The organism is Mahella sp., from assembly GCF_020054945.1.
In the GTDB taxonomy this organism is placed as follows: domain Bacteria; phylum Bacillota; class Clostridia; order Mahellales; family Mahellaceae; genus Mahella.
Map to the genome: position 1 here is coordinate 66,641 of NZ_JAIHAU010000001.1, position 18,338 is coordinate 84,978.

The following is an 18,338-nucleotide window of genomic DNA, read 5'->3' on the forward strand; positions in this document are numbered from 1 at the left end:
GTGCATGATTATATTATATAAGCTGCGCGTATGTCAATGTTTGCGCCTGCGACGCTCTAAATATGATGCTATATCGTTTAACGGCATGGCATTGAGCACATCGCCGGCCTCCAGCCAGCCTTTCCGGGCTATGCCTATGCCGTATTCCATATCGTCTAGACCGGAGATATCATGGGCATCGGGATTTATAGCTATCTTAACGCTTCTTTCCTTGGCTATCCGACACCATCGCCAATCCATGTCCAGCCTATGCGGATTAGCATTTAATTCCACTGCCACGCCATGTGCGGCACAGGCATCGATAACAGCGTCCATATCCAGGCTATATTCTTCCCTGGCCAACAGTAGTCTGCCGCTGGGATGACCCAACATGGTAACATGCGGATTTGATACTGCCGCGAGCAGTCGGGCCGTCATCTGTTGCTCGGTCATGTTGAAGTGCGAGTGAACCGACGCTATAACGAAATCGAATTCTGACAGCAGGTCATCATCATAATCCAAGCTGCCGTCAGGCAATATATCGCATTCCACGCCTTTAAAAATATGAAACCCCTCCAACGAACGATTCAATTCGTCTATCTCGCGCCATTGCCTGCGTAAAATCTCCGGCTTCAGTCCGCCTGCATAGAACGCCGATTGACTGTGATCGGATATACCCATATATGTATATCCTCTGGCTATAGCCGCCTTTACCATGTCCGATACGGTGGCTATACCATCGCTGTAAGCTGTATGGATATGGAATAAGCCTTTTATATCGCTGCCCTCTATAAGATCAGGAAGCATGCCTTTTTCGGCGGCCTCTATCTCCCCCATATCCTCGCGAAGTTCCGGTGGAATGTATTCCAAACCCAGAGCATGGAAGAATTCATATTCATCGCCGCAAGAAATAAGCTCTTCGCCTCTGAAAAGTCCGTATTCGTTTATCTTTATGCCCATCTGTTTCGCCCTATGCCGCATAGCGGTATTATGCTCCTTGCTGCCGGTAAAATGATGCAGAGCATATGGATATTGCTCGTGCAACACCACCCTTAAATCGGCATTTATGCCAGAGAGCAAGCGTACCGACGCTTTTGTATCGCCGCTTGCTATGATGCTCTCCACCGACGGCAACGCTATAAACGCATCTATGACAGATTGCGGCGTATCCGACGCAGCTACTATGTCTATATCCTTGGTGGTCTCCTTCCGACGCCTTAATGCACCAGCAATAGAGATATCGTATATGCCCTGAATGCTCTTAACTTCATCCAGCAACCGATCGGCTGCTTGTTTGGCATCGCAATATAGGAATTGCCCTTGATAGCGTTTTACATATTGTATACCCTTCAATATATTTTCCTGCATTTTACGCCCGAAGCCCTCCAGCTCCAGCAACCTATTTTCTATACAAGCATATTCCAGTTCACCTATGGTCGTTATGCCCAGTTTCTTGTAAAGGGTTTGTATACGTTTAGGGCCTAGCCCCGGTATCTTAAGCATCTCTATGAGACCGGGTGGTATTTCTTTTTTGAGCCTCTCATAATATTCCAGGTGACCGGTAGTAGCCAATTCGGTTATTTTCTTGGTTATGGCATCCCCTATGCCCTTTATATCTTTCAATTCGTTCAGGGCTATCAGCTCATCTATATCTTTTTCCTGCATCTCTATAGCCCTGGCCGCGTTGTAATAGGCTCTGGACTTAAACGGAAGCTCCCCTTTGAGCTCTAATAGGAGGCCTATATCATTTAGTACATCCGCTATCTGTTTTTTATCCATAAATATCACTCACATTCTGGGAATATATGAAAAGCCCGTATATACGGGCTTTTAAGTTGTTCTCATCTATATATTATCGGCGCAGCGCTCGCATATGGTGGGATGTTCCGGATCTGATCCTATCGTGTCACTGTATACCCAGCAGCGCTCGCATTTTTCGCCCGATGCTCTATGCACATGGATCTTTAATCCATCTATGGTTTCGGCAGATAGCGCTTCATCGGGTGCATTGCCGTTTTTGACAGCAGCCTGAGACGTTATAAATATCTCGCTCAGACGCGATTCTTCGCTCTTTAAGAAATCGTACCACTGTCCATCGGCATATATATCCACTCCGGCCTCTAAAGATTGGCCTATCAGCTTTTGAGTGCGCGCCGATTCCAAAGCTTTCAGCACCTCGTCGCGCACTTCTATCAATTTATCCCATTTCTCCATAAGCGCACTATCTATATAACGATCGTCAGCTATCGGCCACGATGCCACGTGAACACTTTGGATGTCATTGCCGGCGCTGTGCGGCATATAGCGCCATATTTCTTCGGCTGTAAAACTGAGCACCGGAGCCAGCATCCTTACTATAGCATCCAGTATGGCATACAATACGGTCTGCGCCGAACGCCTCTCTTTGGAATCGGCTCTATACGTATAAAGCCTATCCTTTAACACATCCAGATAAAAGTTGCTCATATCGACCACGCAAAAACCGTATATAGCGTGGTGCACAACATGATATTCATAGTTGTCGTACGCCTCGCTTACCTCTTGTATCAATTGATGAAGGCGCATAAGAGCCCATCTATCGATCTCTTTCAACTCATCATACGGCATGGCGTCTGTATCGGGATCAAAATCGTAGAGATTGCCCATCAAAAAACGCGCCGTATTGCGTATTTTGCGGTATACCTCGGATAATTGCTTCAGTATGGATTTCGATATACGCATATCATTTTTGTAATCGGCCGACGTAACCCAAAGCCGTAATATATCTGCGCCATACTCTTTTACAACATCCTGCGGATCTACTCCGTTGCCAAGAGATTTGGACATCTTGCGCCCTTCGCCGTCGACTACCATGCCATGAGTTAACACCTCATCGTAAGGAGCACGTTCACGCGTGGCCACCGACGTAAGAAGGGACGACTGAAACCAGCCCCTGAACTGATCATAACCTTCCAAATACATATCAGCCGGCCAACGCAGGTCATCTCTCGTCTCCAAAACGGCTGCATGGCTGGAACCTGAATCAAACCATACATCCATTATATCTTTTTCTTTTGTAAAATTCCTGCCTCCGCAATGCGGGCATGTAAAACCTTCAGGCAATATATCGGCTGCATCCATGGCAAACCATGCATCCGAGCCTTTTTGTCTGAATAAATTACTGACAGCAGCTACGGTCTCATCGTTTATGATGGCTTCCCCGCAATCCTTACAATAAAATATCGGTATGGGTACACCCCATAGACGTTGCCTGGATATGCACCAATCATAGCGCTCACGGATCATGCCGCTCATGCGCTCCTGTCCCCATGCCGGCGTCCACTTAACCGATGCCACCGCATCCAAAGCCTGTTGCCTGAAACCGTCTATCGAGGCAAACCACTGCTCGGTTGCTCTAAATATAACAGGATTCTTGCACCGCCAGCAATGCGGATACGAATGCTGCACCGTTTTAACAGCCAGCAGCATTTTATTAGCGTTTAATTCCTCTATTATAGCCTTGCCGGCATCCTCATAGTACATGCCGGCGAACTTACCAGCTTTTTGAGTCATATACCCCTTATCATCCACGGGGTTTAATACCTCGAGGCCGTATTGGCGCCCTACTTCAAAATCCTCCTGCCCATGGCCCGGCGCTATATGAACGCAGCCCGTGCCTTGCTCCAGCGTTACATATTCTCCTAGTATCACAGGCGAAAGCCTATCAAAGAACGGATGTTTGGCTTTAACACCTTCCAATTGCTCACCCTTAAACCGCTTCAATATATCATAATGCCCCAATCCAGCATCAGCAGCCACCGAATCGATTAGATCAACGGCTAAAACATATGCCTCACCATTGTCAAAGCGCACCAATCCATATTCTATATCGGGATTAAGGCATACAGCCATATTGGCCGGCAGTGTCCATGCCGTAGTGGTCCATATAACCAAATATGCATTATCCACGCCGTCAAATAAGCCTTTGTCATCGACCACGGGAAATTTAACATAAAGCGATTCGGTAGCATGATCGGCATATTCTATCTCGGCTTCGGCCAGAGCAGTTTCGCAATCAGTACACCAATATACCGGTTTGAGGCCTTTATATATATACCCCTTTTTAGCCATCTCGCCAAATACTTCGATCTGTTTGGCTTCAAATTCCGGTTTTAATGTAAGGTAGGGGTTGTCCCAATCACCTCTGATGCCCAACCTTTTAAATTCATCCTTTTGTATATCGACGTATTTTAAAGCAAAATCCCGGCACATGCGCCGGAACTCTACTGGATCGGTTTCATATCGATTGACGCCCAGTTTCTTTATGGCTTGCGACTCTATAGGCAAACCATGTGTATCCCAGCCCGGCACATAAGGGGCTTTATAACCTCTCATGGATTTGAATTTTACTATTATATCCTTCAATATCTTATTTAACGCATGTCCGAGATGAATATCGCCGTTGGCATACGGCGGCCCGTCATGCAGTATGAACAGCGGCTTTTGGTCATTGACTTCAAGTGATTTTATATATATATCGTTATCTTCCCACCATTTAAGTATCGCCGGTTCCCTCTGTGATAAATTGGCCTTCATGGGGAAATCGGTTTTTGGCAAATTCAATGTCTTGCTGTAATCCATCTTTGCTATATCATTCCTCACCATCATTATTTTGTTCTAAGAATGTTTCATTTTTTATCAATTCCAATTGCGTTTCCAAAAAGCTGCGGAATTGCGTCTTGAATATTTGCAGCTGCTTTTTCTTGTCCTCTATCTCCTTATGGATGTCAACCACTTCTTTATTAGCGTTGGCTATTATCGCTCTGGCCTGGTTTTCAGCATCCTGTATTATGAGCTCGGCCTTTTTCCGGGCATTATCGGCAACGTCATCGGCGGCCTTTTGCGCGGTCAATAAGGTTTCTTTTAATGTGCCTTCTATTGCTTTATAATGTCTCACCTCATCGCTCAGCATAGCAATGCGGTCCTTTAGGTCAAGATTTTCTTTATATAGTCTTTCATAATCCACTACGATCTCGTCTAAAAATTCGTCTACCTCTTCCTCGCTGTACCCTCTAAATCCGCGTGAAAATTCCTTATTATGTATTTCCATAGGCGTCAATACCATAACGTTACCTCCTTTATTCTCCTTTAAGATATCGGCCTTGCCTAGTACCCCAGGGTCTATTTCCATGAACATTCTGCCTCCTCTATGCTAATCCTTGCAGTACGGCGATCAATATCTGTATTACTATTATGGCCAGCAATGGCGATATGTCTATAGGCAGATTAGCCGTGGGCATACGCTCTGTCAATCGCCGAAACGGATCTAGGATCGGTTCGGTAAAGCGCCTTATAAACTGCATTATCGGATGAAACGGGTCCACTACCCATGACAACAGGGCCTCTATAACTATAAGCCATGAAAATATCTGTAACAAGTATATAAAAGCAACTATCACAGCCCTTATAAACGTCATCTATGCCCTCCTATATCGTCGTTGCTATCAAAAAATGATGTATAAAAATTATCATCCTCGGTGCTATTCAATATATTGCCGCTTAGCTCTATATTGCTCGGTACTACTATGAATATACTTTTCGAAACCTTCTGCACATTGCCATCCAGCGCATAGGCTGCACCGCTGGTAAAATCCAGTATACGCTGTGCCATAGCGCCGTCCAACGCTTCCAGATTCAGCACCACCGGCCGGCGATTTTTTAGATGGTCTATAACCGTTTGGGCATCGTCATATGAGTATGGCTGGCACAACATTATCTTAGCATAAGCAGCACTGTGTATATTCACAACTTTGGCCTTCTTTTTTGGCTGCTCATATGCAGTTTCCTCCTCATATGTACCATTAAATTCCTCTTCTTCATCTATTATATCATCTTCCAGCCCCATAATATTCAGTATTTTTGAAAATACGCCGTTAGCCATTTTGGTATACCTCCTTCATGTATTTATCGGTCTTTGGCCGAATATGGCTGTCCCAATCCTTACCATATTGGAACCTTCTTCTATCGCTACCTCAAAGTCTCCGCTCATGCCCATGGAAAGATACTTCATTTCTACATTGTCTAGTTTTAGTTTTTTTATTTTATAGCTCAAATCGTTCATCCGCATGAAGTGCGGCCTTACAATTTCGGGATTATCTGTTTGCGGCGCTACGGTCATTAACCCTTTTATCCTTATATTCTCAAAAGCCGCACTCTGCTTTACAAAATCGATAACATTTTCTACCGCCACACCGCCCTTGGACGTTTCGCCGGCAACGTTGACCTCTATAAGTATATCCATCATTCTATTTGCTATTTCGGAGCGCTTATCTATTTCCTTTAGCAGCTTGAGGCTATCTACCGAATGTATAAGCGATACCCTGTCTATTATATATTTCACTTTGTTTGTCTGCAAGCGACCTATCATATGCCAGCGCACATCATCCGAAATATAAGGATACTTCGCCGCCAATTCCTGCACACGATTCTCTCCCAGGTCCTTTATGCCATAATTCACTGCCGCTTTGATACGCTCCACATCAACCGTCTTTGTGACAGCTATGAGCACTATATCATCAACCGAGCGTCCAGAACGTTCAGCCGCTTTCTTTATGCGCTCCTTTACACGATCTATATTTGAGGCTATGTATTCATACAATAGGCTATCACCTTCCAGATAAATCAAATTGCTTTACCGGCGTATATACGCGTCGGCCGTCTATAACGCGGCTATCCATAAGACAGAACGCTCTTACGTATATAAGGTCCTTCCCTGCACTGACAGTATCCTTTAACTGCTCAAACGGCACATCCAGCTTTACATCCTGCCCCAGCGTTATATGTGGCGAAAACCGATTGTCATCTCTGAAGTTCAAAAGTGCTAAAGTATCTTTCACATCGCGCTGTAAAGCATTTAAGGCATCCTGATCGCCTTCTATACCGAGCCATACCACTCTAAAAACGCCGCGGCCCTTAAAAAATCCGATCTTCCCGAGGCACAGCTCAAAAGGAACGTGCCTTCCAGCTACCTCACCCATCAAAAGGCAAATCCTATCCATCTCCCCGGGCGTTATCTCGCCTAAAAACTCCAATGTCAGATGAAAATTATCCATCTGTTTCCATCGCCCGGCTGTTGCATGATTTTGCACCGCCTGTTGTACATGCACTATATTCTTTTTTACGTCATGGTCAAAATCGACAGCAATAAACGCTCTCATCATTCACCTGAATAAAATAAGTTTTCTTTATTATATCATCTTTGCACCGTTTCAACAACCAAAAATACGAAAATCTTTCATTATCATGGGTTCTTTTTTTGCTCTGATATATACTCGTGCAGTATGCAGTTCATCGTCGAGTGTTAATGGTATGCTTAGCAGCGTTGAAGATAACAGCAATTTCAAATAGCCATATAAATATTAATATAATCCCATTTACAAGGCAGGATAAGGATGTTAATATAATAATATAGATATATTTAGGAGGTTTTATTGTGCAATACGATTGGCAAAATCAATATATATTAGCCAAGAACAGAGAGCCTGCTCATGCCACCTTGATTCCATATGCTGATGCGGGTGCCGCTGTTTCTTTTGAAAGAGGCCTTTCTCCATATTTTAAGTTATTGAACGGTCAATGGAAATTTTGTTATCTGCCATATCCTGCTGCTTGTCCAGTGGGTTTTGAGCAACCCGAGTACGATACGGAAACGTGGGATGATATTCCTGTGCCTAGCAATTGGCAGATTCTCGGCTACGGTAAGCCCAACTATACCAATGTGGCATATCCTTATCCGGTAGATCCGCCTTACGTCCCCGATGACAATCCCACAGGCTTATACAAGCGCGATTTCGAGATACCGTCATCGTGGCAGGACAAACAAATATTTTTAACCTTTGAGGGCGTCGATTCGGCCTTCAGAGTATGGATAAACGGTCATGAAATCGGATATAGCCAAGGCAGTCATCTGCCGTCGGAATTCAACATTACGCCATACATACATGCAGGCGGCAACGCGTTGGCCGTACAGGTATATCAATGGTCGGACGGCAGCTATCTGGAAGATCAGGACATGTGGCGCTTAAGCGGTATATTCCGCGATGTGTATCTTATAGCCACACCAAGCGTACACATGCGCGATGTGCACGTCGACACAATTCTTGATGATGTGTGTGCGGATGCTGTACTCAACGTAAAAACATACATCAAAAATTATGCAAATCACGAGAGTGAAAACTATACGGTAATAATGGAGCTATTAGACAGCGGCGGGCAAAAAGTAGCCAAAAAAGACGCCACAGCTGCCCCAATTTTAGGAGAAGAAATCATCGTAAATATGGAAACGCCCGTCTCTGATCCTCATAAGTGGTCAGCCGAGGATCCATATTTGTACACATTGATACTGACTCTAAAGGATGCCGAAGGCAATACAAAAGAAATCGAAAGCTTTGCCGTGGGCTTCCGCAAAATAGAGATAAAAAATCAGCAACTATTGGTAAACGGTGTATCGGTGAAATTAAAGGGTGTGAACAGGCATGATACACACCCAGACCTCGGCCACGCTGTATCGTTAGAATCCATGGTCAAGGATATAACGCTTATGAAGCAGCATAACATAAACGCTGTGCGAACATCCCACTATCCGAATGATTCGCGTTGGCTGGATCTGTGCGACCGTTACGGCCTATACGTCATAGATGAAACCGATCTCGAATGCCACGGATTTGCATTTACGGGCAATCTCAATCAGATCTCCGACGACCCGGAATGGGAGCAGGCTTATGTGGATAGAGCCGAGCGCATGGTGGAGCGGGATAAAAATCATCCATCCATCATCATATGGTCGCTGGGCAATGAATCAGGCTATGGGTGCAATCACGATGCTATGGCAGCCTGGATACGCCAACACGATACGACGCGGCCCATACATTATGAAGGTGCTCACGACGTGCCGGTCGTTGATATAGTAAGTGTCATGTACCCCACAGTGGAAAAGCTTGCACAAGAAGGACAAAGGACCGATGACCCACGCCCATTCTTCATGTGCGAATATGCGCATGCTATGGGCAACGGCCCCGGCAATCTCAAAGAATACTGGGAAACCATCTATAAATACCCACGGCTTATAGGCGGTTGCGTTTGGGAATGGGTAGATCACGGCATACGCCAATATACACCGTCGGGCGAGGAATGGTTCGCATACGGCGGAGATTTCGGCGATAAGCCGAATGATGGTAATTTCTGCATCGATGGTTTGAATTTCCCCGACCGTATACCTCATACCGGCCTTATCGAATATAAAAAGGTCCTAGAACCTGTAAAGGTATACGCTATAGATATGGCGACAGGAACATTTTCCATCAGCAATCTATATAATTTCATATCGTTGAGACACCTCGATGGCAGATGGTCTGTGGTGAGCGATGGAAAAACGATGCAGCACGGTATCTTGCCTGCTCTGAATATAGCCGCCGGCCAGTCCATGACGATAACCGTACCTTATGCCATGCCTGCCGCCAAAGCAGGCACCGAATACTGGATAAACTTCAGCTTTACATTAAATCAAGACATGCTATGGGCCAAATGCGGCTTTGAAATAGCATGGGCACAGTTTAAGCTGCCTGTAGAGGCTCCGCCTACATCTATAGCTGTATCGAATATGCCGGCACTAAGCTGTCGACAAACCGATAATACTATAGAAATAGCAGGCCAGGATTTCGAATTGATATTCGATAAGCATTATGGGAGAATAGCGTCCTATAATTACAACGGTATGCCAATGATACATGAAGGCCCGCGAATAAATCTATGGAGAGCTCCTACCGATAACGATATACATCAAGCAGAATTGTGGAAAAAGGTGGGGTTGGACAGGCTGATAAGCCGTATTGCTGACATCTCATTTTCTACGCTTTCTCCGCAAACAGCGCAAATTACTGTGTCGCATGTATTAGCTCCATACAGTCTGACGCCGGTATGTCGTGCTAACGTTGCATATACACTATACGGTAACGGTGATATAGAAGTAAATGCCGATATATCACTGCGTTCCGATCTGCCGCATCTGCCGCGCATAGGTATGGAAATGCAATTGCCAAAAGGTATGGAACAATTTATATGGTATGGACGCGGCCCGCATGAAAATTATATAGACAAGAAAGAAAGTGCCAGAATAAGCGTATATGCTGGTACTGTGGATGAGCAGCACGTGCCTTATGTACGTCCGCAGGAAAACGGCAATAAATCGGATGTACGCTGGGCTACTGTTACGAATTTGCGCGGCATAGGATGGCTCATAATGGGCAAGCCGACATTCAATATAAGCGCGCATCATTATACCGCGCAGGATCTGACCGAAGCTGAGCATACTTATGAGCTGGTACATCGCGATGAAACTATAATCAATATAGATTATGAACAAGGCGGCCTCGGCAGCAATAGCTGCGGTCCCGGTCCGTTGGAAAAATACCAGCTCAAGCCGGAGAATGTGAACTTCAGCTTCATATTAAGACCGTTTGCGGCGGATGCCATGTCGGCTGTGGCATCGAGCAAACATTATCCTCAAATAATTTGAGAATCATTTATAATGGGAGGGGTGTACACACCCCTCCCATTATAAAACATATTCGGCTATTTCCCCAGCGCTTTTTTAAATTCGTTTGTGATTAGAGGTAATATCTCGAGCACATCGCCTACTATGCCATATGTGGCCACCTTGAATATAGGCGCATCAGGATCTTTATTTACAGCCACTATTATATCCGACGACGACATGCCAGCCAAATGTTGTACAGCGCCAGATATACCGCATGCGAAGTATATCTTCGGGCCTACCGTTTTGCCGGTCTGCCCCACCTGATGGCTGTACGGTATCCAACCGGCATCCACCGCCGCTCGCGATGCTCCTACAGCACCGCCCAATGTCTTAGCCAATTCTTCTACAAGAGCAAAGTTTTTGGGATCTCCAAGACCTCTCCCTCCCGACACGATTATATCGGCCTCCAACAGGTTAAGGGTTTCTCCGGCTTCTTCTACCACCTGCAGCACGCGCGTCTTTAAATCTTGTTTTAGCTGAGCCTGTTGGCGCAGTATATGCCCCGAGCGTCCGGAGTTCGGTTCCAATGGCCTCATAACCCTGGGACGCACTGTGGCCATCTGGGGCCGATGATCCGGGCATACAATGGTAGCCATAAGGTTACCGCCAAAGGCCGGACGCGTCTGCATGAGATTTCGCGTATCGACATCTATTTCCAATCCAGTACAATCCGCAGTAAGACCGGTACCTATGCGCGCAGCCACCCTCGGTCCCAATGAGCGACCATAAACCGTTGCCGCAAGCAACACTATATTGGGACGATAGCGTTGTATAAGATAGGAAAGATTGTCCGCATAGAGCTCATCGTTAAAATATTCAAGATCGGGATGATCTACCCAGTAGACCTTATCGGCACCATAGGCTATAAGCTGCTGAGCCACAGGCCGTACTTTATTGCCTATCAATACAGCGGCCAAATCCTCACCGAGTTGATCGGCCAGACGCCGACCGGCGCCTAATAGCTCAAATACCGCACTATCTGCGATACCGCCCTTTTGTTCCGCAAATACCCATACATCCCTGTAAGATGACAGATCGCCCATACCCGTCCCACGCTCGGCCTGAAAATCTATCGCGTCGAACTTGCATGCATCTGCGCACGAACCGCATAACGTACAGTTGTCCAATATAACGGCTTTGTCGTTTTCCATCTTTACTGCATTAAACGGGCATGCCCTGATACACACGGCACAGCCCGTACAGTTTTCTTCTATAATTCTTATGCCCATCATATACCCCTCATACAGGTACTTTTATCTGCAACTGCAGCAGTTTTTCCACAAGCTTATGAGCTTGCTCCTCCGGAGCACCGTCTATTATTTCGGTGTTTATATTTATTTCCGGAGTAAACGTTTTTATAACCTTGGTAGGTGAACCTCTGAGCCCTATTTTATCCTTATCGGCACCTACGTCGTCAGCCGTCCATACCGGTATAACCGCTTTTTTGGCTTTCATCATGCCTTTTATGGACGGCAAGCGCGGCTCATTTATCTCTTTTACAACGGTTATGACGGCAGGCAGCGAACATTCTATAACCTCGTAACCGAAATCGGTCATACGCTGTGCTCGTATATAATCTTCCTTTATCTCCTCTATTTTTCTGACGCACGTTATATGCGGGATACCGAGACGTTCGGCTAATTCCGGCCCTACCTGTCCAGTATCTCCGTCTATAGCCTGTTTGCCGCATATTATGATATCATAGTCACCTATCTTGTTTATTCCTGCAGCCAGTGCCGCCGAAGTAGCCAATGTATCCGCCCCGGCAAATGCTCTATCGCTCAAGAGTATACCATCGTCCGCTCCGACAGCTATGCATTCCTTTAATATGTCAGCTACTTTAGGTATACCCATGCTTATAACCGTAATTTTGCCGCCCGTTGCTTCTTTAAGCCTCACGCCTTCTTCTACCGCATATGTATCGAATGGATTTATGACGCTTTGAGCCTCATCCCTAACCAGCGTATTGGTATCCTTGTTTATCTTGACATCATTAGTAGCCGGCACTTGCTTTATGCATACTATTATATTCAATGCGCTATCACCTCATTTTTTGCTGGCATATTGCTTTATCAATTCCAGCGCTATTATATTGCGTTGTATCTGATTGGTGCCTTCATATATTTGAGTGATCTTCGCATCGCGCATCATTTTCTCGACAGGATAATCCCTCATATAGCCATAACCCCCCAGAATCTGGACGGCATCGGTGGTAACCTTCATGGCTACATCTGAAGCAAACACCTTAGCCATCGATGACTCTTTGCTGAAATCTTTGGCTCCTGCATCGATCATGCGCGCCGTAGCATACACGAGTGCCCTGGCAGCCTCGGTTTGCGTAGCCATGTCAGCCAGCATATGCTGTATGGCCTGGAATGAGGATATGGGCTGTCCGAATTGATAGCGTTGATGCGCATAACTAGCTGCATAATCCAAAGCCCCTTGGGCTATGCCGACCGCCTGAGCTCCTATGCCCGGCCGCGTACGGTCAAAATTCTTCATAGCCACTATAAAGCCCATGCCTTCCTTGCCAAGGATATTTTCTTTCGGTATGCGACAATCGGTGAATATCACTTCACGCGTGGCCGATGCCCGTATACCGAGTTTCTTTTCTTTCTTTCCGAATGAAAGGCCGGGAGTATCTTTTTCTACAATAAAAGCCGAAAACCCACGGCTTCCTTTACTCCTGTTGGTTACCGCCAAAACGACATAGACATCAGCCTCACCGCCGTTGGTTATCCACTGTTTGGTACCGTTTAATATATAATAATCGCCGTCTTTAACGGCCATAGTCTGTATACCGCTCACATCGCTGCCGGCATTGGCCTCGGTCAATGCAAAAGCAGCTAATTTTTTACCGGCTGCTATATCCGGCACGTATTTTTGCTTTTGTTCTTCTGTACCAAATAGCAATATTGGCGTGCAGCCTAACCCTGATGCAGCATAGCTGACAGCTACGCCGGCGCAGGCACGGCTCAATTCTTCGATCACAAGGCACTGCTCGGTTATACCTCCGCCCAGTCCACCGTATTCCTCCGGTATATATACGCCGAAAAGATCTGATTCAGCTAATATTTTCATTATCTCGTATGGGAATTCCTCTTTTTCATCCAGTTCCCGGGCTACCGGCGCTACTTTTTCATCGGCTATGCGCGCCGCCAATTCCTTTATCATTTGTTGTTCTTCCGTAAGGAAATAATCCATCCGTCAAATCCTCCCCATAAATTATATTATAAGTTTAACATATTGCATATAACTTGACAATATAAAAGATTGGTGCGCTATTCAATAGATAAGAAAGAAGCCGAGATAAAACCCCGGCTTCTAATAAATAATTATATTTATCGTTATTTCTGGCTTATTAATTTTAGTATATGTTTATCGTTGTATACGCGAGTTAAATCCATAGATTTTAATTCCATAATGACTATTTCAGCAAGATATAGCACCCTGCATCCGTTCTCAAGATGCCCTGAATAGGCCTTTTCAGAATCGGCTACAACTGCATGCAAATGAGGCTTGCTATCGGCTATTATTCCATCTATCGATGAAAGCTCCAGAGGTTTATTCTCCCAACGCTCGAAGTGCTCTACTGCTGGATATCCCGTGGTGGTCACCATATGCAATACGCACATATCCAATGTGCCTATGGCGGATATCACTACCGCATCCTTTATTCCCTCTTTCGCGATTAATTCGTTTATATTTTCCAGGATCATATCGCCTTGATCAAGCCTCAATACAAACGTCCTGCCTATCTGTTGTGTTGAAAAATATTCCATAATTCCATTTCTCCTTATTGCAATAAAATATTATGTCAGGCTGCTCAATCTGTCAAATATAGATTTAAGCGCCGGATATACGCTTTTATAATTATCGTACAATTCATCGTATAAATCTTTATTTTTATAATCAGGATCAGTTTCGCTTTCCACTTTAAGCATTTCTATTGCCTGGTATATATCAGTCCATATATGAGATCCTACGCCAGCTATTAAGGCTGCGCCAAAAGCTCCTCCATATTCACTGCCGTTTACGGTTTTAACCGGCAATTGAAATACATCCGCCTGAATCTGCCTCCAAAGCATACTACGTGAACCGCCTCCTGAAGTCCTAATTTCGGAAATCGGCACGTCGCTGCAATTTATTATTAGTTCCGATACATGCCTTAAGCTGAATACAACACCCTCCAGCACTGCCCTTATGAGATCTGGAACATGATGCTGATAAGTTATACCTATAAAAGCACCTCTGGCCAATGGGTCAGCATAAGGACAACGTTCCCCAAAGATATATGGAAGAAATATAAGGCTCCTGCTGCCTGGTGGTGAAGCAGCCGCATTTTCATCCATTCTTTTATATATATTATCGCAGTTATCGTCATATAAAATATCCTTAAGCCATTCCAATGATGCTCCGGCACCCAGGGTAACACCCATAGCATGCCATGTGCCGGGATAATTATTGCAAAATATCTGCAAAGACCCATGTTCATTGAATTTATAGTTATTCAACCCCATAGCTACTATCCCGGCTGTACCGATTATAGTACCGAGTATACCTTCTTTTATCAAGCCGGTACCGGTCGTCTGGATTACTGCATCCCCGCCACCCGCCACCACCGGCAAACCTTTCGGTAAACCTGTCATTCCCGAAGCTTTGGCATTGACATAGCCGGTAACTTCTATGGATTCAAAACAAGAGGGTAAACGGTCTTTAGAAATATTCAATATAGATAGCAGTTTATCACTCCAGCGGCGATGTTCTACATCAAATAAGCCGGTTCCGGATGCATCAGAAACATCGGTTGCAAAATCGCCTGTCAACCTGTATCTTATATAATCCTTTGGGTTAAGGAATATATGTGTCTTTTCGTATATATAAGGCTGATGTTGTGCTAGCCACAATATTTTACTTGCTGTATAGCCCGGCAGCATATTGTTATTAATCATCTCCAACAAACGTTCTTTACCACCAACCATTTCAATGATACTTTGACATTCCTGAAATGATCTTTGGTCATTCCAAAGTATAGCAGGTCTCAAAACATTTCCGCCGCTATCTATGGCAACAAGGCCATGCATTTGTCCGGAAAGGCCCATGCATGATAAAGCATCGGTATTAATTCGACTTTCTTTTAATACCTTCTTTATGCTTAAAATCACCGCATTCCACCAATCGACCGGGTTTTGCTCCACCCAGTTTAACCTAGGCATGTCGACTCCGTATCCAGCAGAAGCATCGGCTATTACCTGGCTATTCTCATCGATTATCACGCTTTTACAGCTCGATGTACCGATATCTACTCCCAGCATATACTTATGCTCCAAAATATATCCGCCCCTTATCCTAAAATCATCTATATATAACGCAGCCTTATGTGTTTTATATGCAAGTACTCATATAGTCCCTCAGGACCATGTTCCACACCAAAACCACTATCTTTCCATCCTCCATAAGGGGCGTTTATAACGCCGGCATCAACATTATTGATCGCTATATTACCGGCCTCAATCAGATGAGATAAACGTTTAGCGGTACTTATATCCTGCGTAAATACTATGGCAGCCAAACCGTATTTTGTATCATTGGCCAATTTAACAGCTTCTTCCAAATTCTTAAATGGCATAACACCTACCAGCGGCCCGAAAGTTTCCTCGTTCATCACTAACATGCTATGATCCACATCGCGTAGAATAGTCGGTTCAAAGAAATATCCCTTTTCAAACTTTTCGCCCGACGGCCGTTTGCCGCCGCATACGATCTTTGCCCCTTTACCAACGGCATCTTTTATATGCGACATTGTTTTCTCCAAACCACTCGATGTACACATCGGACCAAGATCGCATGGATCATCCGTCAGGCCATTGCCTATTACGAGCTTCTCAGTAGCCTCGGCGAAACGCTCTATAAATTTCTCGTATATATCCTGAGACACATAAATCCTGTTTATAGCTATGCATATCTGCCCCATATTCCTAAAAGATCTTCTTACGGCACCAGCTACGGCGGCATCCATATCGCAATCGCTGCAAATAACCATAGGTAAGCTGCCGCCGAGCTCCAAAGATACCTTTTTTAAGGTATCGGCAGTACTCTTCAGAACCCCTTTACCCACTTCCGTGGATCCTGTGAATGCTACTTTTTTGACCAACGGATGAGCTGTTAAAATTGCGCCTATAACCGAACCCGGCCCCGTAACCGCATTCAACACACCAGCAGGTATACCGGCATCGACTACGCATTTTATGAAAGCCAGCGGAGAAAGAGGTGTTTCCGACGGCAGTTTGGCCACGAGCGTGCATCCCGATGCTAGGGCTCCGCCTACTTTCCACGCTAACAGTTCTATAGGATAATTCCACGGCGATATAGCCGCTGCCACGCCAATAGGCTGATATATAACCATACTCTCCATGTCCACTTCGGCATTAGCTATAATACGGCCATATACTCTCTCTCCTTCTTCAGCATAATAGCGCAATATATCTGCTCCTTTTTTCACCTCTCCCTCAGCTTCAGCCAATGGCTTGCCCTGTTCCATGGTCATCAGCTTAGCTATTTCTTTGGAACGTTCCAAAATCGTGCTGCTGGCTTTGCGCAAATATCGCCCTCTTTCAAACGGCGTCAAAGCGCTCCAGTCTGTAAAAGCCCCGTCAGCCGCAGCTATAGCCATCTCCACGTCATTTGGGGTAGCCAGCGGTACCTCGGCAAACACTTCCTCCGTAGCAGGATTAATTACTTTAAATGTATCTCCAGTTTCCGACTCTACCCATTTGCCGGCTATAAACATCTTCTCATGTATCATTTCTCGTATTCCTCCGGGTCCAATTTACCTGTCACCCACAGTACTGTCAGCGGTATATTTCCCCTCTGGTATGTGGTATGAAACTCTTTAGGCGGCACATACAATGCATCACCGGTTTTTATAGGAAACTCGTCGTCACCCACAACCATTACCCCTTCGCCTGAAATGACATAATAGACCTCTTCTTCATCATGTGCATGACCGGTGGTAGTCCCTGTAGGATAAATAACAGTGTATCCCATCTTCAAGCGTTTTGATACGCTATCGTCGGGGTCAATAAGGAAATATGTATCCCTAAGCACCGCTTTTTCACGGTCTTTTACCCTAGCTCTTAAAGAACGCGGATCGACATCCGGTTGCTTTTCTTGTACATTTACTAGATATTTCATCGTTTTATCTACCTCTCATTAAAGCATTTTTTCAAGAACATCTAAAGTAATATACCTGATAGGCCGATCACTCATATTAGAATGTCCTTTTATAATTTCCATGGGCTGATCAGGATCGCCCAAGGAAGATACGACCATATCGGCCTCGGAAAAATCCTCACCTATTGAATAGAAACTGACCTGTAAGCCAAATTGATCTTTTACTAAATTATAAATATCAGGTGCCGGCTTCTTAGCCTTCACAATATCCCCTGCAAAAATTCCATCAAACCAGTCCAGACGTTCTGAACCCAGTACCGCCCGTAAAAGTGATCTGACGCTTTTCTCATTAGATGTGGAGCAGACAGCCAAGATAACCCCCCTATCATGAGCCTCCTGTATTATTCGCTTTATCCCAGGCCTTATGGGCAACTCGCCCCTCGCGTTCATCTCTGTAAATATTTCTGTCTTACGCTTATGAAGGCCGTTTATAAATTCATCGTTTAAAACTTCAGGTGGCAGAAGATAGCGGTGTTCATTGAAATATGCCCTCATTCTTTCTTTACCGCCGGCAATCTTCACGAGCTCACGATATTCTTCCACACTCCATTCA

Annotated in this window: 16 protein-coding genes; 1 reads left to right on the plus strand and 15 read right to left on the minus strand. The window is 45.1% G+C overall.

Features of this window, described 5'->3' with window-relative positions:
- Window positions 1-33: 33 nt before the first annotated feature.
- The 7 genes from polX to thpR form a co-directional block, all read right to left on the minus strand.
- Entirely contained in the window at window positions 34-1,758 is a 1,725-nt protein-coding gene (gene polX, locus JG770_RS00315; RefSeq protein WP_291953735.1) for a DNA polymerase/3'-5' exonuclease PolX, read from the minus strand.
- A gap of 66 nt (window positions 1,759-1,824) precedes the next feature.
- The gene (gene ileS, locus JG770_RS00320; protein ID WP_291953788.1) at window positions 1,825-4,599 is read right to left on the minus strand and encodes an isoleucine--tRNA ligase; all 2,775 of its coding nucleotides are present in this window, start codon (window positions 4,597-4,599) and stop codon (window positions 1,825-1,827) included.
- A 10-nt stretch (window positions 4,600-4,609) separates the two neighbouring features.
- The gene (locus JG770_RS00325; RefSeq protein ID WP_245543942.1) at window positions 4,610-5,149 is read right to left on the minus strand and encodes a DivIVA domain-containing protein; all 540 of its coding nucleotides are present in this window, start codon (window positions 5,147-5,149) and stop codon (window positions 4,610-4,612) included.
- Between the two features lie 16 nt (window positions 5,150-5,165).
- On the minus strand, window positions 5,166-5,435 hold the full coding sequence (locus JG770_RS00330; protein ID WP_291953739.1) for a YggT family protein: 270 nt from the start codon (window positions 5,433-5,435) through the stop codon (window positions 5,166-5,168).
- The gene (locus tag JG770_RS00335) at window positions 5,432-5,899 is read right to left on the minus strand and encodes a cell division protein SepF (RefSeq protein ID WP_291953741.1); all 468 of its coding nucleotides are present in this window, start codon (window positions 5,897-5,899) and stop codon (window positions 5,432-5,434) included. Before JG770_RS00335 ends, JG770_RS00330 begins: the two co-directional genes overlap by 4 nt.
- Window positions 5,900-5,914: 15 nt before the next feature.
- Window positions 5,915-6,616 carry a YggS family pyridoxal phosphate-dependent enzyme gene (locus JG770_RS00340; RefSeq protein WP_291953743.1) on the minus strand — a complete coding sequence of 234 codons (702 nt, stop codon included), beginning with the start codon at window positions 6,614-6,616 and terminating at the stop codon, window positions 5,915-5,917.
- Window positions 6,617-6,623: 7 nt separating this feature from the next.
- Window positions 6,624-7,178 (minus strand): RNA 2',3'-cyclic phosphodiesterase, encoded by a 555-nt coding sequence (thpR, locus tag JG770_RS00345; protein WP_013780966.1) that lies wholly within the window; start codon window positions 7,176-7,178, stop codon window positions 6,624-6,626.
- Between the two features lie 272 nt (window positions 7,179-7,450).
- Between thpR and JG770_RS00350 the strand changes: the two genes are divergently transcribed.
- Entirely contained in the window at window positions 7,451-10,531 is a 3,081-nt protein-coding gene (locus JG770_RS00350; RefSeq protein WP_291953749.1) for a glycoside hydrolase family 2 TIM barrel-domain containing protein, read from the plus strand.
- 56 nt (window positions 10,532-10,587) lie between these two features.
- Here JG770_RS00350 and JG770_RS00355 read toward each other — a convergent pair whose 3' ends face one another.
- From JG770_RS00355 to JG770_RS00390, 8 genes are all read right to left on the minus strand, one after another.
- Window positions 10,588-11,781, minus strand: coding sequence for an electron transfer flavoprotein subunit alpha (locus JG770_RS00355; protein ID WP_291953789.1), 1,194 nt, complete (start codon window positions 11,779-11,781; stop codon window positions 10,588-10,590).
- 10 nt (window positions 11,782-11,791) lie between these two features.
- Entirely contained in the window at window positions 11,792-12,586 is a 795-nt protein-coding gene (locus JG770_RS00360) for an electron transfer flavoprotein subunit beta/FixA family protein (protein ID WP_291953751.1), read from the minus strand.
- Between the two features lie 12 nt (window positions 12,587-12,598).
- Entirely contained in the window at window positions 12,599-13,756 is a 1,158-nt protein-coding gene (locus tag JG770_RS00365; protein ID WP_291953753.1) for an acyl-CoA dehydrogenase, read from the minus strand.
- A gap of 143 nt (window positions 13,757-13,899) precedes the next feature.
- Window positions 13,900-14,334, minus strand: a complete 435-nt coding sequence (locus JG770_RS00370; protein ID WP_013780940.1) for a PPC domain-containing DNA-binding protein — start codon at window positions 14,332-14,334, stop codon at window positions 13,900-13,902.
- A 30-nt stretch (window positions 14,335-14,364) separates the two neighbouring features.
- Window positions 14,365-15,882: a xylulokinase gene (gene xylB / locus JG770_RS00375; protein ID WP_291953756.1), complete on the minus strand. Its 1,518-nt coding sequence runs from the start codon at window positions 15,880-15,882 to the stop codon at window positions 14,365-14,367.
- 29 nt (window positions 15,883-15,911) lie between these two features.
- Window positions 15,912-17,357 (minus strand): NAD-dependent succinate-semialdehyde dehydrogenase, encoded by a 1,446-nt coding sequence (locus tag JG770_RS00380; RefSeq protein WP_291953758.1) that lies wholly within the window; start codon window positions 17,355-17,357, stop codon window positions 15,912-15,914.
- Entirely contained in the window at window positions 17,354-17,746 is a 393-nt protein-coding gene (locus JG770_RS00385; RefSeq protein ID WP_291953760.1) for a cupin domain-containing protein, read from the minus strand. Before JG770_RS00385 ends, JG770_RS00380 begins: the two co-directional genes overlap by 4 nt.
- Window positions 17,747-17,764: 18 nt before the next feature.
- On the minus strand, window positions 17,765-18,328 hold the full coding sequence (locus JG770_RS00390) for an HAD family hydrolase (RefSeq protein WP_291953762.1): 564 nt from the start codon (window positions 18,326-18,328) through the stop codon (window positions 17,765-17,767).
- Window positions 18,329-18,338: the final 10 nt, after the last annotated feature.